Here is an 18,778-nt window from a genome sequence, read left to right on the forward strand (position 1 = left end):
GGGCTCCTTTCCATTGTTAAATATGTTAAAAAAATGAAATAAATGATAAATTGTTAATAGACAGGATTCATAAAGGGAGAGGGTTCAGATGAAGACGGTGCTCGTGTTTGTTACAGATGGTTATGCGGATTGGGAAGTGGGCTACATAACGGCGGAGTTGAATAAGCCGGGAACGGGGTACAGTATCGAAACGATGGGGATTGATAAGGAACCGAAAGTGTCGATGGGCGGTATGACGGTGCTGCCCGATTATCAGTTGGGCGACCGCTTGGACCCATCTCCTGCTATGGTCATATTTCCGGGCGGGACGGGATGGAGAGAAGAGAAAAACCAGCAGGCGGAAGCGCTCGTACGGAGTTGTTTGGACCTGGATGTACCGGTAGCGGCCATCTGTGATGCAGCGACGTTCCTCGGTAGGCATGGGTTCCTTGATAATCGGAAGCATACCGGTAACTCATTGGCATATTTGAAGGAAGGGGCGGCTGCTTATGAGGGAGACTCCTTGTATATAGAGGCGCAGTCTGTTCGCAGCAGCGGTTTGATCACGGCTAACGGCAGTGCGGCGCTGGAATTTTCGCGGGATATTCTTACGGAATTGAACGTAATGGATGAGCGCGGTCGCGAGGAATGGTACGGCTTCTTTAAAGAAGGATTCCTGCCAAATTGAGGGGGAAGTGAGATGAATAGGAAAAGTAAATGGAAACGGAAGAAAGCAAGGAAGTCTGATTCCGGCGACTGGCTGGATATTCTGTTATTCATCCCTGAATTGCTGCTGCTTCCGTTCCGACTCCTTCTTTGGATGCTCCGAATGGCCGGGAAGGCGCTCCATTCTTTATTCGACTGGTGATGGAGGTGGGAACATGATGGATGATTTGCAGGCTTTTCTCGAGTCGGAAATTACTGATCAGGAGTACTATGAAGGCATTCTTGCCTTTATCCAATCTCCCAATATAAGGAGCGGGGAATATGAATGCAATACCTTCATTGTGAGGAAGATTAATCGCTCCAGCTTTCTCATTTATGAGGAGTTCGAGGTGGACGGACGTGTAATAACGCAGGGGGAAACAGCGTCTTCTCATGACAATCTAGTGAAACAAATGCAGGAATGCGCGCAAAAACAGGGGTTTACCCTCTGTCATTATCCATAATCGGGAAGGAGGAGGAGAATTGAGAATCATAGAAGAAGAAAAACTGGAGGATTATGTAAGGGAGAAAGTCATCGAACATAACATGCGTATGCTGCCGGATGAGCTTAAGACGCCGAATGAAGATATCAGTTTCCTGTTGAAAGAGGACGACGATACGATCGTCGGAGGAATTACGGCGAACATGTTCTGGCATCACATGCATATTGAATTCTTCTGGGTGGAGGAAACATTAAGAGGAAAAGGATACGGAAGTGCGCTGCTTGAAAAAATGGAAGCGGCCGCCCGCGAAAAAGGATGCCGCTTCATCCATTTGGATACGTTCAGCTTCCAGGCACCGGACTTTTATAAGCGGCATGGATTCGAGGTGTTCGGAACACTGGAGGATCACCCGGAGGGATTCGCGCAGTATTACATGATCAAACGGTTCGACCGTTGAAGATTATTTATAGAAAGGAGCATAACTATGGAAAAAATAGAAAAAGTACTGGACGCGTATTTTTCTGCTTGGAATGAGGGATTTGCTACGAAGGAGGCTGCGGGCATACGAGTGTTTATGTCCAAGGATTTCGTCGGTTATTGGTCCCGGTCGGATATTCTGCAGCCGGATCCATATTTCTACGACTATGACTTGGAAGCTGTCTTGAAGCAGATGGATGAGGCGGAGAAGACTTTTGAAATCGCTTCTATAGGGGAGAGGAAGGACGGGCAGGAGAAGATCGTGCTCGGGAGGGAGACCAACGTCATCCAGGGAACCGCCTTTTCTGCACAGTGTATGTTCGTTTGGAGGAAAGAAGCGGATGATTGGAAACTCGTGAAGGAATACATAGAACTGGAAAGATAGGAAGTAAAATTGGGTTGTTCAGACTTGGGGGTTTCCGAGTTTTTTCTGTGGTGGATGAGAGGAGAGAAAAGGGTATGAAAGTGGATAAGAGGGAAGTAGAAATAAGAGGGAGAAAGCTCGCTTACACATATATTCAAAATCAATCCGACACCGTCTGCTTCATGCTGTCCGGATCCAGTTACACCTATGACAAACCGCTGTTTTACTACGCGACGATGGGCATGCTTGAGAAGCGTACCGATATCGTCCATATTCATTACGATTACATGGATGAAAGGCTTGATTTATATGATGACAAGTTTGCGGCATTGGTTTCAGAAGACGTCGATGCGGTAATCCGTGCTGTATTATTCGGTCGGACCTACTCACGTATGGTGGTGGTGGCGAAATCGCTCGGCACACTTGCTTTAGGGCGCAGGATGTTTGATGATTATCCCGATGCTTACTTCGTCATCTTGACGCCGCTGCTTAAGAAAGATTCTCTGGCAGCAACACTTGCAGGCGTATCCAACAAGATACTTATCATCATAGGAGACAAGGATCATCATTATATGGAAGAAACGGTGAAACGGGTAATGGAGGGAGAGGCAAAAGTCACTACTATTCAAGAGGCGGACCATTCGCTCGAGGCTGTCCCGTTGGACCCCTTCAGGTCTCTGACCATCATGCATCAAGTCATCACGGAAATCACGTCGTTTCTTTACGATGAATGATACCGTTCTTCTGAACCGTTGAGCAAGCGAATATACATGGACGGATAAAAGAAGGAAGGACTGATTTCATGCCATCCTCCCTATGTGGTCATTTCGCTGAGCTGGTAAACGGCAGGAGCCGCTTGGAACACGGGACCTGTACCGTATCGCTGCATCGGACTTTCCAGGCCGCGGTTCAAGGCCGTCCTAGTCGGGCGGTCGTCCCTGTCGGTCTTTCTTTTGAATCCCTTGATATGAATGGAAGAGCTTTGTGTCTTGCTGAAGTAGCGGTATTAGAAGAGGAAATACCGGGTTTTATGCATGCGGTTGTCCAGCAGGGGCTGGTTGTGGGCGCGCTTCATAATCATTGGCTGTATATGAATCCGACTGTCATGTATATGCACATCCAATCAGTGGAACCGCCGCTTGATTTCGCCGGTAAAATGGCGCGGGCGTTTTCATCGTTAAGCAGTTATCCCGTCCCTTGATTAGAAAGAGAACAACAATAAAGGAGGCAGCATATGTTTTTGAAAGAAATCCGTCTCCTGCGAGAGAATATCGAATCCTATGAAGCTTATCCTTTTTCCATACCCGCCATCCGGAGCCTTGACCATCTCGATCTGAAAAGCCGTGTGACATTTTTCGTCGGGGAGAACGGATCCGGAAAATCGACGCTGCTGGAAGCCGTCGCCGATATGTGCGGCTTTCACACCGCCGGCGGCGGGCGCAATAACACGTATGATGTTCATGCTGCAGCGTCTGACCTCGGTGACTATATCAGGCTTTCGTGGATGCCGAAAGTGTCCAGGGGCTTCTTCCTACGAGCGGAATCTTTCTACAACTTCGCTACTCATATCGAGGAGGTGGGGGCGCTCGGAGGCTACGGCGGCCGCTCCCTTCACAAGCAGTCCCACGGGGAATCGTTTCTTTCTCTGTTTACGAACCGCTTTCAAGGGAAGGCGGTTTACTTGCTGGATGAACCGGAAGCGGCCTTGTCCCCGCAGCGTCAGCTCTCTTTTATGAAGATTCTCCATGACTTGGAGACAGAAGGGGACAGCCAGTTTCTCATCGCCACCCATTCCCCGATCCTGCTGGGCTACCCGAATGCGGATATCCTCTCGTTCGACGGCGGGAAAATCGAACGGATCTCTTATGAAGAAACGGATCACTATCAAATAACGAGGGCTTTCCTTGAAAATAAAGAGCGTATCCTTGATGAACTGTTCCGGGAAGAAGAGGGATAGGTATGGATATTCTTTTGTTTTTTATCAGCGCCGGTCTGCTTATGTATCTGTTGGATAAATACCTCCACCGGTGGTTAGGCGTAAACAAGGTTGACCTGTCAACGACGAAAGCGTGGAGAGTGGAGCGGTGGGGAAGTCGTCTATTCTTCATCCTCTTTCTCCTCCTGTTATGGAGCATAGATCGGACAGCTGAGAACTGGTTTTGGTTATTTATCAGTGGGATTGTTGCTTTTAACAGTTTCCATGCTCTGCTTGAGTGGATGTATATTAAGAACTCCAGGCAGTTTGTCGTAACGCTCCTGCTTATGGTGTCTGTCCTCCTTCTTTTACTCGCAGGGCATTATGTCATTCTCTGAGAACGGTCGAGGAGATGGTCCGTTTGCTAGAACCTTTTTATGAAGGAGGATACGATGATAGATACAGAAAATATAAAAATCATGGAAATAGAAAGCCGATTTGAAAGAGAAGCGAAGCGGGTGATCCTTGCCGGCATGGAAGAGTATTTCGGCTTTATCGACCATTCTCTGAATCCTGATTTGGATGATATTTTATTGAACTATCAAAAGACTGGCAGTAAATTTCTTATCGCCGTCTTTGATTCTCATGTGGTTGCGACGGCAGCTGTGGTGAAAGAGGACGAAGGTACGGCAAGGCTCGTGCGTATGTCTGTCGTGAAGGAATTCAGGCGGTCCGGGATAGGAAGAAGGATGCTGCGCTCTATGGAAAGGTATGCGTTTCAAACCGGGTACAGGAAGCTGGTGCTGGAAACCCATCGGGAATGGGAACAGGCTATCCGGTTTTATATGGATAATGGCTATGAAATGTACGTGGATGATGGACAGAGGGCTCACATGTGGAAGGATGTAATCACCAATTCCTGTTCGCCGGAGGACTTCTCCTGACCATTGTAGAAATATGTAAGGAGAGATGTCGGAAAGCGGAGGGATACGGATGAGTTTTTGGACATGGTTTGCCATTTGCCTTGCATTGTTCAGTGGTATTTTTGCGGCGAATTCCAAGAAGAAAGATCAGTGAGGGGCGGGCTGTTCATTTTTTGTAAGTATTAGTTTAAATAGAGGATGCTCCCTTTCCTTAATTTATTCGTTGAACAGCACTTTTCTCTTCGTCTTTCCAGGAATACAGCACCTGTTCTCCATTCTTTTTATTGACAGCTACATCATAGTTGAACGGGGGAATGCCGGCTTTCGCTTTTATGACAGTAATTTCATCAATTGCTTCTTTCTCACAAAATAAGGGAAGGTCATTTCGTGAATGATATGTAAAATTATGTATTACATTCTATCATGAAAATTACTCTTTATAAATCTCTCATTGGAAAATGAGGATTGAAATGAGGTGAGGAAATGTTCGGATTTTACAACTCTTTATCTGCAGAAGTGTATGACCTGGATAAACCGATCGGCCTTTCCTTCGGGGATATCGAATTTTATTTGGACCATCTGGGCGGGGTGAACGGCAGACTATTGGAGCCTGCCGTCGGCACCGGCCGGCTGTTGATTCCGCTGCTTGAAAATGGATATGACGTGGATGGGTTCGATTTGTCTCCGGACATGCTCGCTGTCTGCCGTAACAACTGCCGGCAGAGCGGGGTTGCTCCAAAGCTTTTCGAAGCGGATATGACCGACTTCGACCTGGGTGAGGAATACGGGGCGATCGTAGTACCGACCGGGACGTTCCTTTTGATTCATGAACGGGAGAAGTCGATCGCGGCCCTCCGGCAGTTTCATCATCATTTGAAAACAGGAGGAAAACTGCTCCTCGATGTCTTTCTGGAGACGGATATCCAACTCGGGAAGGTGTCTGTGAAGCAGTGGGACTGCCCGAACGGGGATACGATTACGCTGGAAGCGAAGCAGGTGGAAGTGGATTACATCCGTCAGTATGTCGTTTCGCATCATCGGTATGAGCGGTGGAGAAATGGGAAGCTGATGGAAAGTGAACAGGAGCGTTTTCCGACCCGGTGGTACGGAGTGGAGGAATTCTCTCTGGTTCTGCAAGCGTGCGGGTTTGAGGTGAAAGAGATATCTGCAGATTATAAGCGCGGAGTGTATCCGTCAAAGCCCGATCAGGTCATCACATTTGAAGCAGTGAAAAAATAAAACAGGCAGAGGAGCGGATGTGCTCCTTCTGCCTGTTTCGATTATTCTCCCTGTGCTTCCTCAACAGCCTGTACGAAATCTTCATGCGTGCTTCCTTCAAAGCGCTCGCCGTCAATGAACAGCGCAGGAGTGCTGGTGACGCCCCACTCTTTCACCAGATCCAAGTCGCGCTCGACGGCATCTTCTCCTTCGCCGTTCTGGTACGCTTCCAGTACGGTTTGTGCTTCTTCCTCGCTTGCAATGCTTTCCAGCGTCTCTACGAGGTAGTCTTCCGTATAGACTTCTTCCTGCTCTTCACCAGGGTTCTGTTTTTCATACAATAGGTCATGGAATTCCCAGAACGTTTCATTTCCAAGTTCCTGATAAACGACTTCGGCGAATTCAGCCGACCGTTTGGAATCCTCGTGGATGAACGGGTAGTTGACGAAATAGAACTTCGCTTTTCCTGTCTGAATGAGGTCTTTATCGATCAATGGGTACGTATTTGCGGTAAAGTCTTTGCAGTACGGGCACTTATAGTCGCCGAACTCGACGATCTTCACTTCTGCATCCTCATCTCCAAGATAAGGCTGTCCTTCATAGGTGTCTGCGGATGGTGCATCCCCGGAGCCTGTATCATCATCGGAATTCGTTGCTGCATAGACCCCGATGATTCCTGCGATGACTACGATGCCGAGAAAAACCAACATCCATATCCATGGCTTCTTCATGAGTTGTCCTCCTGTCCTTCGTGTAAACGTATGATCGGTCAGGGATTCTGCTGTTGTACTTGTTCCCCTTATCGATCGTGTGGAAGCTTCTTCTTCCTCTAAAAAAGAGTGGAAAGTTCCTTCACCAAGACACTACATGATGTAGTGTGAAAAGTCAAAGGGGAAAATTCGCGTCTTGACGGGGAGGGAAGTCTACACTACAATCTGTAGTTGAGAGGTGTAGAGATGAAAATTCAACCGTTCAAAACAAATGAAAAAGGGCTGAACCGTTTCTTTGGACCGCTGGAAGCGCGTGTAATGGATGTGCTTTGGAACGGATCTGAAATGTCGATCAAAGCTGTCAAAGAAAGACTCGATCAGGAGCAGGAGGCGAAGTTCAATACGGTCATGACCGTGATGAACCGTCTCGTTGATAAAGGTGTGCTTACAAAGCGGATAGAGAAGCGGAAATCGTTATATACTCCTGTCCTTACCAGAGAGGAATTCCTGAACGATCAATCGAAAGAGCTGACCAAAGGAATCATGGATGAATTCGGTTCGCTTGCCGTCAATCACATGCTGGATGCCTTGGAGGAAGCGGACCCCGGCTTGCTTGAGAAGCTGGAGAAGAAGGTGCAGCAGCTGAATAAGGAGAAGTAGAATGAAAATCAGGGAGCTCAAGTTTCTTTTTATCCTGTCGTTTCTGTTGATCAGTGCGGTCATTGCTCAGATGTCATGGTACGGCTTCTATGTGGTGACGAGCCATAATTTATTTTTAAACATCGCAAAAGTCTGTCACAACTGGCTGCAGGCCATCGACGTGTCGCCGCTGAATGCTCTTCTCCAGCTGCTTGCGATCTCGACAATTGTACTTTTTCTGATCCAAATCGGAAGGCAGTTCCGGCTCCATCACCGGTTTCACCGGAGGATGGAAGCCCTGCGTGATGAACCGTTGACTACCGAGGTCAGAGAGGCGACCGGCTTTGGGAACAAGAACCTGATCGTTGTCCAAAGTGACGAGTGGATGGCGCTCACATGCGGGTTCCTGAAACCGAAAATCATTCTTTCGTCCGAAATGGTAGCAGGTTTGGACAAGGATGAACTTCGGGCGGTCGTTTATCATGAAGGGTATCACCAAAGATATTTCGATCCGTTGAAGAAATTACTCATCCAGACCCTTACCGCAGCATTCTGGTATATTCCGATACTAAAGTGGGTAGCGGAACAATATCATGTCTGTAAGGAGCTGGCAGCCGATCAATATTCGATTGAACAGATGGACAATGATTTGTATCTGAGTGCCGCGCTCTTGAAGCTCGTCAGGAATGGACAAGGAAAAGCGGCACATTCGTTCGCTGTTTCTTTTGCCGATACCGCGGTCAATTATAGGATCCAGCAGCTGGTTAAGCCGGACGAGCAGGTCAAAGTAGCGGTTCCATTAGGGTCAGCACTGTTATCTTTCATCATCTTTTTAGGGATGACGGGCATGTTCATCATCGCCCTTCCCTAAAAATTTTTAAATCAAAGCACTACATAGTGTAGTGCATCAAGGAGGAAATAATAATGAAGACAACGACAAGTATGACTATTTTACGGGTGGTTCTGGGAATCATATTCCTCGTCCACGGAGCACAGAAGTTTTCCGGAGGAATATCCAACACAGCAGGTTTCTTTGACAGTCTCGGCATTCCCGGGGTGATGGCGTATGCCGTCGCCGTCATTGAGCTTCTGGGAGGGGCGCTGATGATTCTCGGGCTCGCTACCCGCGTCATCGCCGGCTTGTTCATGATCGTTATGCTAGGGGCGATCTTCACTGTTAAAATCGGTCAAGGCTTCGTCGGAGGAGTCGAGTTCGATCTTGCTCTTCTGAGTATGTCCATCGCACTCCTTATCGGAGGCAGCGGTCCGCTAGCATTGGATAGCCGCTTCACAGGCAAAACATCAGAAAAGACTGTATCCTAAAATAAACGCAGGGTTGTCTCTTAATTGGAGGCGATCCTGTTTTTTTATCCAAACGAGGATAGAAGGAATCACTGCGGAGATTCTTGAATGGTATAGAGAGAAGGGCATTGTATAGTGGAAGGAAGTGACGTAGTGGAACCGGTGGGCTACTTTGTGACAGCTCTGCTGTATGCGTCGGGTGTCTGTTTTGCGGTCGTACCAAGAAAGTGGGCGCTGCCTTTTCGGTCGCCGGGGAAGTATCTGCTGATGTTTACCGAGCTACCTTTTCATCTGCTGTTGTTCTTGTTTTTATCCACCTTTCTTGCTGTAATCGAGGGGGATTTGAATTCGGTTCTCGGCCCCGTATCCTTGGTGATCATGGCTGCATCTGCTGCGGCCGTCCTATGGGGCATCTCAAAAAGTTTAAAAACAGCGTCCATCCTCCGGCATGCTTTTGATGAACACCTTGAAGGATGGCGCCGAACCGGTGCGCAAGCCGGCATCAGGCACAGTTTTTCCGTCCGTGCATTCCTCGGTCCTTTCCGGATATGGAGAGGAGTGAAGAGGACCCGCAATATTGCTTATGCGGATAAGGGTTCACGCAACCGCATGGATCTATACCGGCACAAACGTTGTCCGGATCGAGCTCCTGTTTTGATTCACCTGCATGGAGGCGGTTTCGTCAGCGGGAAGAAAAGCACCCAATCGCTGCCGATGATCCAGCACTTTGTAAAGCGTGGATGGGTCTGCATCAGTGCGAACTACAGGCTTCTTCCCAATGCGGAGTTCCCGGAACCGCTCATCGATGTGAAGAAGCTGATTGCCTGGGTGCGCAGGCATGCCGGCACGTACAATATAGACCCTGATAAGATTTTCCTAGCAGGGAATTCGGCAGGCGGTCATTTGGCCACGATGGCCGCACTGACAGTCAATGATCCTGTGTACCAGCCGGGTTTTGAAGAAGCGGACACAACGATCGCCGCAGCCATCTCCTTCTACGGGTATTATGGAAGAATGGAGATGGAAAAGGAACTTTCTTCTCCTTTGAATCATGATGCGAAGGACGCTCCTCCCTTCTTCCTTGTGCACGGGGACCGGGATACGTACGTGAGCCAAAAAGGGGCGAAGCGTCTTTCTCAGCACATCGCCGGGTCCTCTGTACATCCGGTTGTTTATGTAGAATTGCCGGGTGCGGAGCATAACTTCGACTTGTTCCACTCGATTCGTGCCGAGAGTATCAGTAGAGGGGCGGCAGTGTTTGCGGAGTGGGTGATCAACAGGTAGCGTACCTAGCTTTCTATTAAAACAATTTATGCGGATTAGGGTTGGGGAATCAATTATTTTTGATATAATATTGTTCTAAAAAGCATAATATATTATGTTGAAAGACGTTCTACTTATTGTTAAGGGGTAGAATTTTGTTATTTTTCCATGGACGCTAATATTAGAGAGGATTTTAGACATTTATATAAAAAAAATCACGTGGTTTCATTTGGCTCTTCTACTATATCATTTGAGAATGAACCTTCTAATTAAAAGAACAGAAAGCGTATCCAGCATGTTAAAGCGCGTTGAAAAAACACTTATAGACTCCGGTGTAATGAATGAGAGTTTTGAACAAGGTAAAGTAAGACCTAAAAGTAAAACTATGGAACGGCTACTTGATGCTTTTGTAGTGAACCGATCCTATTCAGGAGAAGAAGGATATTATGGGTATGTTGCAGTTTCATTAATTGAAAAGAATTGGACCATATTCTTTAAGGTTTCGCTCTTTTTTGCGTTTGTCTTTGTATTTTTGTGGGTTGGTGTCAGAATATATGTGAGTTATTTCTTTTCCATTTCAGGAATTATTGCGTTGAGCATGTTTGTCGGATTGTTTGTAGCGCCGTTTCTTGGATTGTTAAGTGGTATTTTGGCTCCTGGTTGGAAAAAATACCCTTTATTATTCTTAAATATGGGTCTTCTGGTTTTCTTTAATTTCAGTCTGGTATAAGGAATCAGGATCGTAGTCGATTCAAATTTAACTGTGGTTGTAATAATAACAGCCCCCGTACGAGGGCTGTTGTCAAAAGAAGGATTAAGATATAACTTACTTAATCGTGTTATTAATATCTAAATATGGGTAGCTTTACAAGGACCTATTTCTTTTGTTTGTCTAATCAGTTAAAAATTCACAGTTATTGTTTGATCTTCACCTAGAGGCTCATTATTTCCGTTCAACGGAGGTTTTATTCGTAAAGTCATAGACTTTATATCTTCAATACTTACTTCGTCTAGTAAATAGGTGGCTTGAGCCCTATATTCCCCTGGATCTCTGTAGCCGAATCTCAAGTTGCCACTCATTAGGAGATTTGGTTCGATCCACTCTTCACTTTCCTTCGTTTTTAATTGAAAATGCTTTTCGTCAAAAGTTAAATTATTTTTTTCTGAAATAACTGTCATATCCATTCTAATAAACTCGGCTTCGCCTTTTGGTAGGGATTCTGATAGATTACTATTCATTTCCCCTCTTTGTAATGAGATGGCGTGGACTTTTACCGATATTGGGCCAGATTCCAAGGTTCCGATTTCTTTTTTTGAGTTAACAACTTCAAAATCACCTAAAGAAAAAACATTTTCACTTTCAGATTCTTCAGTCTTTTCATGGTCGTTTTCTGTTGATTTGTTTGAAGTATCATTGGAATTGGTTTTAGAACAAGCGCTTAATAAAATAAGTGATAAAAATAAAATTATAAATAAAAAACGTTTCAAAATAAGATCCCCTTTCCCACATCAATAGATGCTATCAAAAGTAATGTAGGTACACAAGATAGGGAAAATGAAAAAAGAATGGTTATCAGCAATCTTTGTGTTTCCGGATCTAGAAGTTGTTTTGGTCGATTGACATTTTTTCTAAATTATGGTAGCCATCATCAATCGTATTTAAAGCTTCAAGAGATAGATATTCCCATCCAATCTAGACAAATCTGCCGGTGTTTAAGGGAGCGTGAAGATGGGGATAGATAAACAACAGTTGATAACAGGTAATATTTAACAACTCCAATCGCGTAAAAACGGTGCGGTTTTCTTAACTTAGGAAGGCAGAAAGATCAAAACCCTCACAGGCAGGGATACGGAATAGTTTATAAACAAGGTCGAACGAACGGCTGAGGACAACGAAACGCAGGTATGGTTGGCAAATGGGGCAGGGAATTTCATAAGAGGGAATGAAGGATAGGATGAATGACATATTTTCTGATGTGAAAAGAAATATAGACAGGAAAAATAAACTTCTATTTACTCGAAATAGTCCTTCTTTACAGCCATTAAGAAATCGCATGGCCATACAGCCCCGCAGAACGCTTGTGATGTGGGCGTTGGAGAGTGCTCGTGTTCCACTCTTACGCCTGCAGGATCGATACCCGGAGGAAGAGAGGCCGAGGATCTGTCTGGAGCGCTGCGATGAATGGGCGCGGGGAGCTGTCAAGATGCCGGAAGCAAAGAGAGCCATTCTGGATGCGCATGCCGCTTCCAAAGAAATAGCGGATCCTGCGTATGCCGCTCTATGTCAAGCTGTCGGCCATGCTGGAGCAACTGTGCACGTAGGAACCCATGCATTAGGGTTACCGATTTATGAGTTAACAGCTCTGGTCTATGAATATGGCAGGATGGATTTTACAAGCCATGCAAGGAAAAGAATCAAGGAGTACCATCACCGGCTGGATTATTGGATAGAGCATACGGATACGTGTGACCGGGAATGGGCGGAATTTCTACAATAAAAAAGGACCCGGGATCGCTTTAATCCGGGCACACAACCGGCATATCAAGCATAGCTTTTGTTAAGGGAGGATGGTCTCCTAAACGGAGGAGGTCGTCTTTCTTTGGGATAAGAAGGAGTGGACGGTGTGCGTTTCATCGGAATAGGTTTGATCGGTACCCTTCTGGCTCTTATTTATGGTTTTTTCACGCAGAGTTGGGAAACGACAGTGCAGATCATCGGCTGGTTCGCGCTGGTGCCTCTTCTGCTTGCCGGTCTGCTTGCGGGGGTGTTCGTCAGCGGGGATCGGAACAGAGCGAATTATCATTCCGGGGACAAGGAGACGAGGAAGGCAAGGGGCAGCTGGACGGTACGCTTCCTGCTGATCGGGGCACCGAATGCCGTCTGTGTGCTCCTCTTCGTTGTCATCGCTGTCGTCCAGAACGGCGGTTTTTAAAAGGATAGGAAAACGTCTGAGAATGGCTTCTCAGACGTTTTTTTTTATGGGAAGTATTATTGTTTAAGGGGGTCGATGGATGTCCTCAGTTTACCGGCTATCGCTGTCGTTCCTTCTTGAAGTTCTTGCTCGTCAAAGGATACTTTCACGATACTCTCGTCCATCTCCAACGCTTCTGAGAACAGCCCTTTAAGCCCCCTGGCCCGGCGGTCTACTTCCAGCATGACGTCCAGTTTATTTTCGTTCAGGAAGAAGATGACTTCCAATTCGTCCAGGTAGCTGCGGTATTCCCCGTTAGGAACGAACTCGAATTCCTGGACGTACCCGTGGCGTTTCGATACCTCCATATCCACTTTCCTAATGTGAAAGCCGATGGATTCGAGTGCTTCGATCACTTTCTGGATGGACGGATGCGGAGCGATCTTAATCGGATCCCTGTCACCCGGGTCCAGTGCCATCGGAATATCCAGTCCCGTTTCAAACCAGATCGGCAGGCGGCCGTGGGAAGCGGGAGCGTGAAATGGCATTTGTATGACGAACGGTATTTCTTTCGTTTCGCCTGCCCCGATCGTTTCGTTGTCTGCAATCAAGTATTTCTCGAGCGCCACTTTTTCTTTCACTTTCTTTTCATCTACTTCGCGCACCGCTTCGGTCATCAGAAACATATGGATGGAATCGATCGACTGCTCGACATCTCCTCCTTTAATGACGACTCTCCCACGCACGTCCTCCCCGGGAACGAATTGATTCTTTTCCAGTTGGGTATCCACTTTCGCAGCACCGACGCCGACACTTGCCAGGAATTTCTTAAACATAGGGCCTCTCCTCCTCTTTTTTATACCTACGTCCGGACAACACAAAAGGGTTCAAAATTTAACAGAAAACTAATTTATTTGCATACTTAGTATAATGGTTTATTTCTTTGTTTGTCTCATTTAGATAATTATTCCTACCCTTTTATATATACTTAGTATATAAAAGGGTAGATAAAGATGGGAGGGATTGTTAATGATTACAGTTAATGGTTTAACGAAAGACTTTGTCCAGGGGAGGCAGCGTGTGGACGTGTTGAAAGGCATCGATTTGTCAGTGCAGGAAGGAGAATTCGTCGCGATCATGGGGCCGAGCGGGTCGGGGAAGAGTACGCTTCTGCAGCTGTTGGGAGGCCTGGATGCGCCGACAGACGGAGAGATGCATGTGAAGGGGCGTCCGCTGCATGACATGAAAGAGAAGGAAAGAACGATCTTCAGGAGAAAAGAATTAGGGTTTGTCTTTCAAAATTATCAACTGCTCCCGACCTTGACGGTGGAGGAGAACGTCGCGTTTCCGCTCCATGCAGATGGGAAGCTGACGAGAGAAAAGAAGGAATACGTCCATGAGCTGCTTCAATCGGTAGGGTTGGAGGGACTGCATAAGAAACGGGCCAACCTTTTGAGCGGAGGGCAGCAGCAGCGGGTCGCCATTGCCCGTGCACTTGTCAATGACCCGGCTGTCCTGCTGGCGGATGAGCCGACCGGGAATTTGGACAGACAAAAGGCGGAAGAGATTCTCGTGTTGTTTTCCAAATTCCACCGCGAACAGAAACAAACGATCGTCATGGTGACCCATGATATCTTTGCGGCGGGTTTTGCGGATCGAATCGTTCTTTTCCGTGACGGGGTCGTCGATCAGGTCATATCCAGGAAGGATCGGGACTATGCTAAATACTTGGCTGATTTCATGGCGTAATACGACGTCGAACAAGAAGCGCTTTTTCTTTACCCTGCTTGCGATTATCGTTGGAACAATGATGCTGACGGCGATGTTGATCGCGAACGAAACGACGGAAGACGTCTTTGACTATTACGAAGATATGTATGTAGCGGATGCGGACTATTGGGTGCTGAGCGAAGGGGAGACGTATCCGGAATCCACGATCGCTCCAATGGAGAATGATCCGGCTGTTACAGAGACGCTGCATGCACTTGATAAGCAGACCTTCTTCGAATTGGAAGAACGTACTCTTAATGAGAGGTCTGTCCGGATTACCGGCGTCGATGATCAAAAGAGTTCTCTTTTGAAGATTCCTGTAATAGAGGGGGAGCTCGATAATGAGGGGATTGTCCTTTCGGAACCGGTTGCAGCGTTGCTAGGTAAGGAAGTCGGCGATACCGTCCGCTTCACAGGCATGGGAGAGGCGAAAGTGTCTGCCATTACGGAATATACCCAGCTGCTCTCCAGTCCAAGTGACTGGGAAGGGGCGGAATCTAGCAGCTTCCGCGTCATGGCTCCACTTGACCTGTTAAGAGAGTGGACCGGGGAGGAAGATGCGCTGTCCTATGTGCGTTTTCAAACAGATGGGGATGGGGAAGCGCTGTTCCGGAAATGGCAGGAGAAATTCCAGGGGACGGGCGCCTATATCGAACCTGTCGTCGCCGATGATCTGCAGAGTAATGACATCGGAGGGCTGTACACCTTCTTCTATATCATTGCAGCACTTGCCATATTTATCAGCGGATTCATCGTGTTCAATATGATTTATACGAGCGTGATTGAGCGGAAGAAAGAATTCGCCATTATGAAGAGCCTTGGTTACACGAAGGGTTCTGTTTCCAAACTGGTTCTTATTGAAATGGTGCTTCTCGCTTTAATCGGTTCCTTCGTCGGGGTACCGCTTGGTATTTGGATGGGGGATGCATTCATGGGGGCGCTTCTGCAAGTATTCCAATTCGATATGGTTTACACGTTGAATTGGAAGGGGCCTGTTTTGACCGCCTTCCTGCTCAGTCTCTGCTATCCTGTGTTGTTTTCTCTTTTTCCCATCTATCACGCGGGGAAGGTTTCTATTTTATTGGCGTTGAAGGAAGCAGGTGTCAAACAGCCTTCATCAACAAGCTATGTAGGAAGAGGGCTCGCAGGACTTGTGCTTATTTGCTGTGTTTTCATCGATCATCCAATTTCCTACGCGGCGGGAATTGCAGGTGTCCTTCTCTTGTTCCCGCTTTTGTTAGCGGGGATAGGGAAACTGACGGCCCCTTTATTCCGGTCATTTTTTCACTATCCGGGTGTAGTGGCTGTCAGGAATCTGTATCAGCAGATAAACAGAAACGCCAATACCGCTGCGATCCTCGCTGTTGGAGTAGCAATCATTTTGTTACTTAGTGCCGTAATTGAAACAGCGCCGGAAGGTTATGAAAAAGAAATTACGAGTACGTACGGCGGGGATATGAGAATCACTTCAGAGGCTCCGTGGACGCAGGATGATGTGGATAAACTGCTTACGTACAAGGAAATTACGGATGTAGAGCCTTTGTCGGAAGCTGCTCCGATTACATGGGAAACCGTGGGAGGAGAGAGGCGGCAGTTTTCGGTGCTTTCTGTGAGGGAGGAAGGCCCCGTCTTATTTGAAGAAAAGGGGACAGAAGACACCTATGCCTCCCTGGAAAAGGAATCTACGATTGCGCTTGGTGAACGGGCCTTTGATGAATGGGGCGGGGAGATCGGGGATTCCATCTTGATGAACACTCCGAACGGAGAGCAGCAGTACGAAGTGGTCGACGTCGTGAAAACCTCCCATCATGCCGGCTATACAGCTTTCATGAAGGAGGAGAACCTGGCGGATGAATTCGGTTGGAGCCAAAGCTATGATATGCTGTTAACGGTAACGAACAACGCCGACCAGGCGCTGCGCAATCAATTGTGGCAGGATTTCGGTGAGCATCTGTCCAAAGTGCAGACAGCAGAGGAAGAAATTCAGTCCACCACTTCCGCTATTACAGGGATGAATGAATTGATCCTGTTATTGATGGTCATCATCATTGCCTTATCAAGTGTCGGTACCGCCAATACGCTGTTGATGAATACGTACGAGCGCAGGTTTGAGATCGGAACGATGCGAGCGCTCGGTTTTACGAAAAAGCAGGTGAAGACGATGATTCTGTCCGAAGGGCTCCTCATCGGCTTATCGGGTGTAGCAGGCGGTTTATTGTCTGGGGTGCTTTTCATCTATGCGACGAGTAAATCCGAACTGATGGAAGGGTTTATGACGTTCCGCCTCCCTGTACCGACGATGATGGTGGCGCTGGCTGCCGGAATTGTCTTAAGTATAGGCGCGGCGTGGATTTCAAGCCGGTCGGCAAATAAAATCGATGTACAGGCATCACTTAAAGAAGGTTGATACATTGTCCGTTAAATATGGAATTCTAACTTTGTTATATGTAGAGAGACATCATGGCTACGAATTGAAGCTGGAGATGGACTCCCTTCTTGGTATGAAGGGAAAAGTCAATCCGGGACAGATTTACACGACGCTCGACCGTTTGATCCGGGACGAATTGGTATCGTCTCCGGGCTTGGATGATCAGGACAGGAAGCTGTTTGAATTGGAGCAGAAGGGGAAGGACCAGGTGGAAAAGTGGCTGCTGGAACCGGTGCCTTATCATTCGACGAAGGACGACTTTTTTTTCAAATGGAACTGCTCCCGCAGAATCGGTTTTCAGGACGAAGATAAAATGCTCCAGAATCAGAAGGAAGTGATCCTTGAAGGGGTCATGGAACTGACGTCCGCGAAGACGGAAGCCCTTATGAAGGGAGACGAGAATACGTACCTATGGATGAGCGGGCTGCTGCTGCACCTGGAGGCGGACTTGAATTGGATCATGCAGGTGGAAAACAGGATACGATAACGATTCAGGCAGGGGATCCCGAGAAAGGGTCCCCTGCTTTTTTTTACTATTCCATTAGACACCGTACCATGCTACATTGGATAAAGGTGGAATATTGAAAATTCTAAAAAGGTGGTCGTGAACGAATGCTTGCAACGATGTATAAACGGAGGGAGAAACTGGCCGCCCTGCTGTCCGTCATTCTTTTGGCCGTGCTTTCTGTCTATGTGTTATGGAGACCGCCGGGAACAGCGGAGCAGTGGCTGAATATTGCTGTATTTGCGCTTCCACTTCTATTCATGGGCAGTATGGTGGTTTCCAGCAGACAGAAATATAACAAAGTAAAGAAAGTGGAGGTACCGGAATCAAATAATTCTCTTTCAGAGGTGGATCATCTTGTGCTGAAAGGAGATACCGGATGGTTCCCCCGCCTGCTCATCTTCGAAAAGAACGGCGCTTATCTGGGCGGGTGGAAGCTAGACAAAGCCGCCTGGTGGGTGCGCCCTCTGATCCTCTATCGAAAATCGGTGCTGTCATTCTTTCCGGCGACATTCGGATTTTACTCCAACACAGGGGAACGAATCCTCTCCTGGAGTCGAAAAGGGTTTAAAGATACGGTCGTAACGATTTACGACCGGGATGGGGAAACGCTCGGGTCTTACATACAGAAAGAATTCAAAAGCCTTGTCCATATTAAGGGGGAGCTCAGGGGAACCGATGGAAACAAACTTCTGTCTGTTCAGGTGTCCGGGTTTTCCGGTGATTTCAACCTGGTGGACGAAGAAGGGCGGTGTTGGGCGGACTTTTATAACGGCAGGTTCCCGCATGAATATACGGAACTGTTTCGGGATATCGATAATGATATCGTCGGACTCTCCGGACAGCTTCGGGAGGACGAGAAGCAGCTGGTGATCGGTGGTGTCGGCTTCCTTTTCATGGAGCGTCAGCTGAGAAACCGGTAGTGGATCAACGAAGATCTTTTGGGTAATATTTGGGCTTGAACAGCAGGCCGCCTGCCATGATGATCAGTCCGTTGAAGAAGAGGGCCATCGCGCCGATCGCTCCGAAGACGTGTTCCGCTCCGTCAAGGTCCCGGGTGACAAAAAGAGCGAGCGCCGCCCGGATAAGAAAGTAGAATACAGCAGCACCTGCTGTGGACAGAAGGGCTCCGGTGATCAGCCAGCTTTTCTTATTCCTTTTCACAAAAGTGGCTACGGCTGTGTTCAATAGAATGAGAATGACGATCAGAATTGTAATCATAGAC

Annotated in this window: 26 protein-coding genes; 22 read left to right on the forward strand and 4 right to left on the reverse strand. The window is 47.4% G+C overall.

What is annotated here, in order from left to right:
• The first annotated feature begins 88 nt into the window (after nt 1-88).
• From AXG56_RS02340 to AXG56_RS02385, 11 genes are all read left to right on the forward strand, one after another.
• Nucleotides 89-667 carry a type 1 glutamine amidotransferase family protein gene (locus AXG56_RS02340; RefSeq protein ID WP_008637310.1) on the forward strand — a complete coding sequence of 193 codons (579 nt, stop codon included), beginning with the start codon at nt 89-91 and terminating at the stop codon, nt 665-667.
• Between the two features lie 12 nt (nt 668-679).
• Nucleotides 680-847 (forward strand): hypothetical protein, encoded by a 168-nt coding sequence (locus AXG56_RS19370; protein WP_161484894.1) that lies wholly within the window; start codon nt 680-682, stop codon nt 845-847.
• Nucleotides 848-860: 13 nt separating this feature from the next.
• Nucleotides 861-1,148: a hypothetical protein gene (locus AXG56_RS02345; RefSeq protein WP_008637314.1), complete on the forward strand. Its 288-nt coding sequence runs from the start codon at nt 861-863 to the stop codon at nt 1,146-1,148.
• Between the two features lie 19 nt (nt 1,149-1,167).
• Nucleotides 1,168-1,584, forward strand: a complete 417-nt coding sequence (locus AXG56_RS02350) for a GNAT family N-acetyltransferase (RefSeq protein ID WP_062513054.1) — start codon at nt 1,168-1,170, stop codon at nt 1,582-1,584.
• Nucleotides 1,585-1,611: 27 nt separating this feature from the next.
• Nucleotides 1,612-1,989 carry a DUF4440 domain-containing protein gene (locus AXG56_RS02355; RefSeq protein WP_062513056.1) on the forward strand — a complete coding sequence of 126 codons (378 nt, stop codon included), beginning with the start codon at nt 1,612-1,614 and terminating at the stop codon, nt 1,987-1,989.
• 74 nt (nt 1,990-2,063) lie between these two features.
• Nucleotides 2,064-2,702, forward strand: a complete 639-nt coding sequence (locus AXG56_RS02360) for an alpha/beta hydrolase (RefSeq protein WP_062513058.1) — start codon at nt 2,064-2,066, stop codon at nt 2,700-2,702.
• A 68-nt stretch (nt 2,703-2,770) separates the two neighbouring features.
• The gene (locus AXG56_RS02365) at nt 2,771-3,169 is read left to right on the forward strand and encodes a DUF1259 domain-containing protein (protein WP_062513060.1); all 399 of its coding nucleotides are present in this window, start codon (nt 2,771-2,773) and stop codon (nt 3,167-3,169) included.
• 33 nt (nt 3,170-3,202) lie between these two features.
• Nucleotides 3,203-3,925: an AAA family ATPase gene (locus tag AXG56_RS02370; protein WP_062513062.1), complete on the forward strand. Its 723-nt coding sequence runs from the start codon at nt 3,203-3,205 to the stop codon at nt 3,923-3,925.
• 2 nt (nt 3,926-3,927) lie between these two features.
• Nucleotides 3,928-4,281, forward strand: coding sequence for a DUF4181 domain-containing protein (locus AXG56_RS02375; protein WP_008637325.1), 354 nt, complete (start codon nt 3,928-3,930; stop codon nt 4,279-4,281).
• 54 nt (nt 4,282-4,335) lie between these two features.
• Nucleotides 4,336-4,827 (forward strand): GNAT family N-acetyltransferase, encoded by a 492-nt coding sequence (locus tag AXG56_RS02380; RefSeq protein WP_062513064.1) that lies wholly within the window; start codon nt 4,336-4,338, stop codon nt 4,825-4,827.
• 462 nt (nt 4,828-5,289) lie between these two features.
• A complete protein-coding gene (locus AXG56_RS02385) occupies nt 5,290-6,045 on the forward strand; it encodes a bifunctional 2-polyprenyl-6-hydroxyphenol methylase/3-demethylubiquinol 3-O-methyltransferase UbiG (protein WP_062513066.1) in 756 nt (251 codons plus the stop codon).
• A 41-nt stretch (nt 6,046-6,086) separates the two neighbouring features.
• Here the strand turns inward: AXG56_RS02385 and AXG56_RS02390 are convergent, their stop codons facing one another.
• Nucleotides 6,087-6,755, reverse strand: a complete 669-nt coding sequence (locus AXG56_RS02390; RefSeq protein ID WP_008637333.1) for a DsbA family protein — start codon at nt 6,753-6,755, stop codon at nt 6,087-6,089.
• Between the two features lie 225 nt (nt 6,756-6,980).
• Between AXG56_RS02390 and AXG56_RS02395 the strand changes: the two genes are divergently transcribed.
• The 5 genes from AXG56_RS02395 (at nt 6,981) to AXG56_RS02415 (ending at nt 10,668) form a co-directional block, all read left to right on the forward strand.
• On the forward strand, nt 6,981-7,394 hold the full coding sequence (locus tag AXG56_RS02395; protein ID WP_062513067.1) for a BlaI/MecI/CopY family transcriptional regulator: 414 nt from the start codon (nt 6,981-6,983) through the stop codon (nt 7,392-7,394).
• Nucleotide 7,395: 1 nt separating this feature from the next.
• A complete protein-coding gene (locus AXG56_RS02400) occupies nt 7,396-8,244 on the forward strand; it encodes a M56 family metallopeptidase (protein ID WP_062513069.1) in 849 nt (282 codons plus the stop codon).
• A gap of 53 nt (nt 8,245-8,297) precedes the next feature.
• A complete protein-coding gene (locus AXG56_RS02405) occupies nt 8,298-8,696 on the forward strand; it encodes a DoxX family protein (protein WP_062513071.1) in 399 nt (132 codons plus the stop codon).
• 114 nt (nt 8,697-8,810) lie between these two features.
• Nucleotides 8,811-9,959 carry an alpha/beta hydrolase gene (locus AXG56_RS02410; RefSeq protein WP_082794434.1) on the forward strand — a complete coding sequence of 383 codons (1,149 nt, stop codon included), beginning with the start codon at nt 8,811-8,813 and terminating at the stop codon, nt 9,957-9,959.
• A gap of 274 nt (nt 9,960-10,233) precedes the next feature.
• A complete protein-coding gene (locus AXG56_RS02415; RefSeq protein WP_062513073.1) occupies nt 10,234-10,668 on the forward strand; it encodes a hypothetical protein in 435 nt (144 codons plus the stop codon).
• A gap of 170 nt (nt 10,669-10,838) precedes the next feature.
• Here AXG56_RS02415 and AXG56_RS02420 read toward each other — a convergent pair whose 3' ends face one another.
• Complete coding sequence (locus tag AXG56_RS02420; RefSeq protein ID WP_062513075.1) at nt 10,839-11,426, reverse strand: hypothetical protein; 588 nt, start codon at nt 11,424-11,426, stop codon at nt 10,839-10,841.
• A gap of 566 nt (nt 11,427-11,992) precedes the next feature.
• On the opposite strand from AXG56_RS02420, the gene AXG56_RS02425 reads away from it, so the two are divergent.
• Both AXG56_RS02425 and AXG56_RS02430 read left to right on the forward strand, forming a co-directional pair.
• Complete coding sequence (locus AXG56_RS02425; protein WP_236096543.1) at nt 11,993-12,436, forward strand: putative immunity protein; 444 nt, start codon at nt 11,993-11,995, stop codon at nt 12,434-12,436.
• A gap of 126 nt (nt 12,437-12,562) precedes the next feature.
• Complete coding sequence (locus AXG56_RS02430; protein ID WP_062513080.1) at nt 12,563-12,871, forward strand: DUF5316 family protein; 309 nt, start codon at nt 12,563-12,565, stop codon at nt 12,869-12,871.
• Between the two features lie 56 nt (nt 12,872-12,927).
• Here AXG56_RS02430 and AXG56_RS02435 read toward each other — a convergent pair whose 3' ends face one another.
• Nucleotides 12,928-13,686: a sporulation protein gene (locus AXG56_RS02435; RefSeq protein ID WP_008637352.1), complete on the reverse strand. Its 759-nt coding sequence runs from the start codon at nt 13,684-13,686 to the stop codon at nt 12,928-12,930.
• A 193-nt stretch (nt 13,687-13,879) separates the two neighbouring features.
• Between AXG56_RS02435 and AXG56_RS02440 the strand changes: the two genes are divergently transcribed.
• From AXG56_RS02440 to AXG56_RS02455, 4 genes are all read left to right on the forward strand, one after another.
• Entirely contained in the window at nt 13,880-14,599 is a 720-nt protein-coding gene (locus AXG56_RS02440; RefSeq protein ID WP_062513082.1) for an ABC transporter ATP-binding protein, read from the forward strand.
• Entirely contained in the window at nt 14,568-17,027 is a 2,460-nt protein-coding gene (locus tag AXG56_RS02445; RefSeq protein WP_062513083.1) for an FtsX-like permease family protein, read from the forward strand. Before AXG56_RS02440 ends, AXG56_RS02445 begins: the two co-directional genes overlap by 32 nt.
• Before the next feature lie 4 nt (nt 17,028-17,031).
• Entirely contained in the window at nt 17,032-17,535 is a 504-nt protein-coding gene (locus tag AXG56_RS02450) for a PadR family transcriptional regulator (RefSeq protein ID WP_026578478.1), read from the forward strand.
• A gap of 125 nt (nt 17,536-17,660) precedes the next feature.
• On the forward strand, nt 17,661-18,476 hold the full coding sequence (locus AXG56_RS02455) for a hypothetical protein (RefSeq protein WP_062513085.1): 816 nt from the start codon (nt 17,661-17,663) through the stop codon (nt 18,474-18,476).
• A 4-nt stretch (nt 18,477-18,480) separates the two neighbouring features.
• On the opposite strand, the gene AXG56_RS02460 is transcribed toward AXG56_RS02455, so the two are convergent.
• Nucleotides 18,481-18,774: a hypothetical protein gene (locus AXG56_RS02460; protein ID WP_062513087.1), complete on the reverse strand. Its 294-nt coding sequence runs from the start codon at nt 18,772-18,774 to the stop codon at nt 18,481-18,483.
• Nucleotides 18,775-18,778 lie beyond the last annotated feature (4 nt).

The organism is Halobacillus sp. KGW1 (assembly GCF_001592845.1).
GTDB lineage: Bacteria > Bacillota > Bacilli > Bacillales > Halobacillaceae > Halobacillus.

Coding starts and splice junctions, on each gene's coding strand:
- AXG56_RS02370 (WP_062513062.1), top strand. CDS start 3,203: ATGTTTTTGAAAGAAATCCGTCTCCTGCGAGAGAATATCGAATCCTAT.
- AXG56_RS02445 (WP_062513083.1), top strand. CDS start 14,568: ATGCTAAATACTTGGCTGATTTCATGGCGTAATACGACGTCGAACAAG.
- AXG56_RS02355 (WP_062513056.1), top strand. CDS start 1,612: ATGGAAAAAATAGAAAAAGTACTGGACGCGTATTTTTCTGCTTGGAAT.
- AXG56_RS02395 (WP_062513067.1), top strand. CDS start 6,981: ATGAAAATTCAACCGTTCAAAACAAATGAAAAAGGGCTGAACCGTTTC.
- AXG56_RS02425 (WP_236096543.1), top strand. CDS start 11,993: ATGGCCATACAGCCCCGCAGAACGCTTGTGATGTGGGCGTTGGAGAGT.
- AXG56_RS02345 (WP_008637314.1), top strand. CDS start 861: ATGATGGATGATTTGCAGGCTTTTCTCGAGTCGGAAATTACTGATCAG.
- AXG56_RS02390 (WP_008637333.1), bottom strand. CDS start 6,755: ATGAAGAAGCCATGGATATGGATGTTGGTTTTTCTCGGCATCGTAGTC.
- AXG56_RS02400 (WP_062513069.1), top strand. CDS start 7,396: ATGAAAATCAGGGAGCTCAAGTTTCTTTTTATCCTGTCGTTTCTGTTG.
- AXG56_RS02415 (WP_062513073.1), top strand. CDS start 10,234: ATGTTAAAGCGCGTTGAAAAAACACTTATAGACTCCGGTGTAATGAAT.
- AXG56_RS02385 (WP_062513066.1), top strand. CDS start 5,290: ATGTTCGGATTTTACAACTCTTTATCTGCAGAAGTGTATGACCTGGAT.
- AXG56_RS02435 (WP_008637352.1), bottom strand. CDS start 13,686: ATGTTTAAGAAATTCCTGGCAAGTGTCGGCGTCGGTGCTGCGAAAGTG.
- AXG56_RS02365 (WP_062513060.1), top strand. CDS start 2,771: ATGCCATCCTCCCTATGTGGTCATTTCGCTGAGCTGGTAAACGGCAGG.
- AXG56_RS02375 (WP_008637325.1), top strand. CDS start 3,928: ATGGATATTCTTTTGTTTTTTATCAGCGCCGGTCTGCTTATGTATCTG.
- AXG56_RS02380 (WP_062513064.1), top strand. CDS start 4,336: ATGATAGATACAGAAAATATAAAAATCATGGAAATAGAAAGCCGATTT.
- AXG56_RS02405 (WP_062513071.1), top strand. CDS start 8,298: ATGAAGACAACGACAAGTATGACTATTTTACGGGTGGTTCTGGGAATC.
- AXG56_RS19370 (WP_161484894.1), top strand. CDS start 680: ATGAATAGGAAAAGTAAATGGAAACGGAAGAAAGCAAGGAAGTCTGAT.
- AXG56_RS02440 (WP_062513082.1), top strand. CDS start 13,880: ATGATTACAGTTAATGGTTTAACGAAAGACTTTGTCCAGGGGAGGCAG.
- AXG56_RS02360 (WP_062513058.1), top strand. CDS start 2,064: ATGAAAGTGGATAAGAGGGAAGTAGAAATAAGAGGGAGAAAGCTCGCT.
- AXG56_RS02455 (WP_062513085.1), top strand. CDS start 17,661: ATGCTTGCAACGATGTATAAACGGAGGGAGAAACTGGCCGCCCTGCTG.
- AXG56_RS02460 (WP_062513087.1), bottom strand. CDS start 18,774: ATGATTACAATTCTGATCGTCATTCTCATTCTATTGAACACAGCCGTA.
- AXG56_RS02340 (WP_008637310.1), top strand. CDS start 89: ATGAAGACGGTGCTCGTGTTTGTTACAGATGGTTATGCGGATTGGGAA.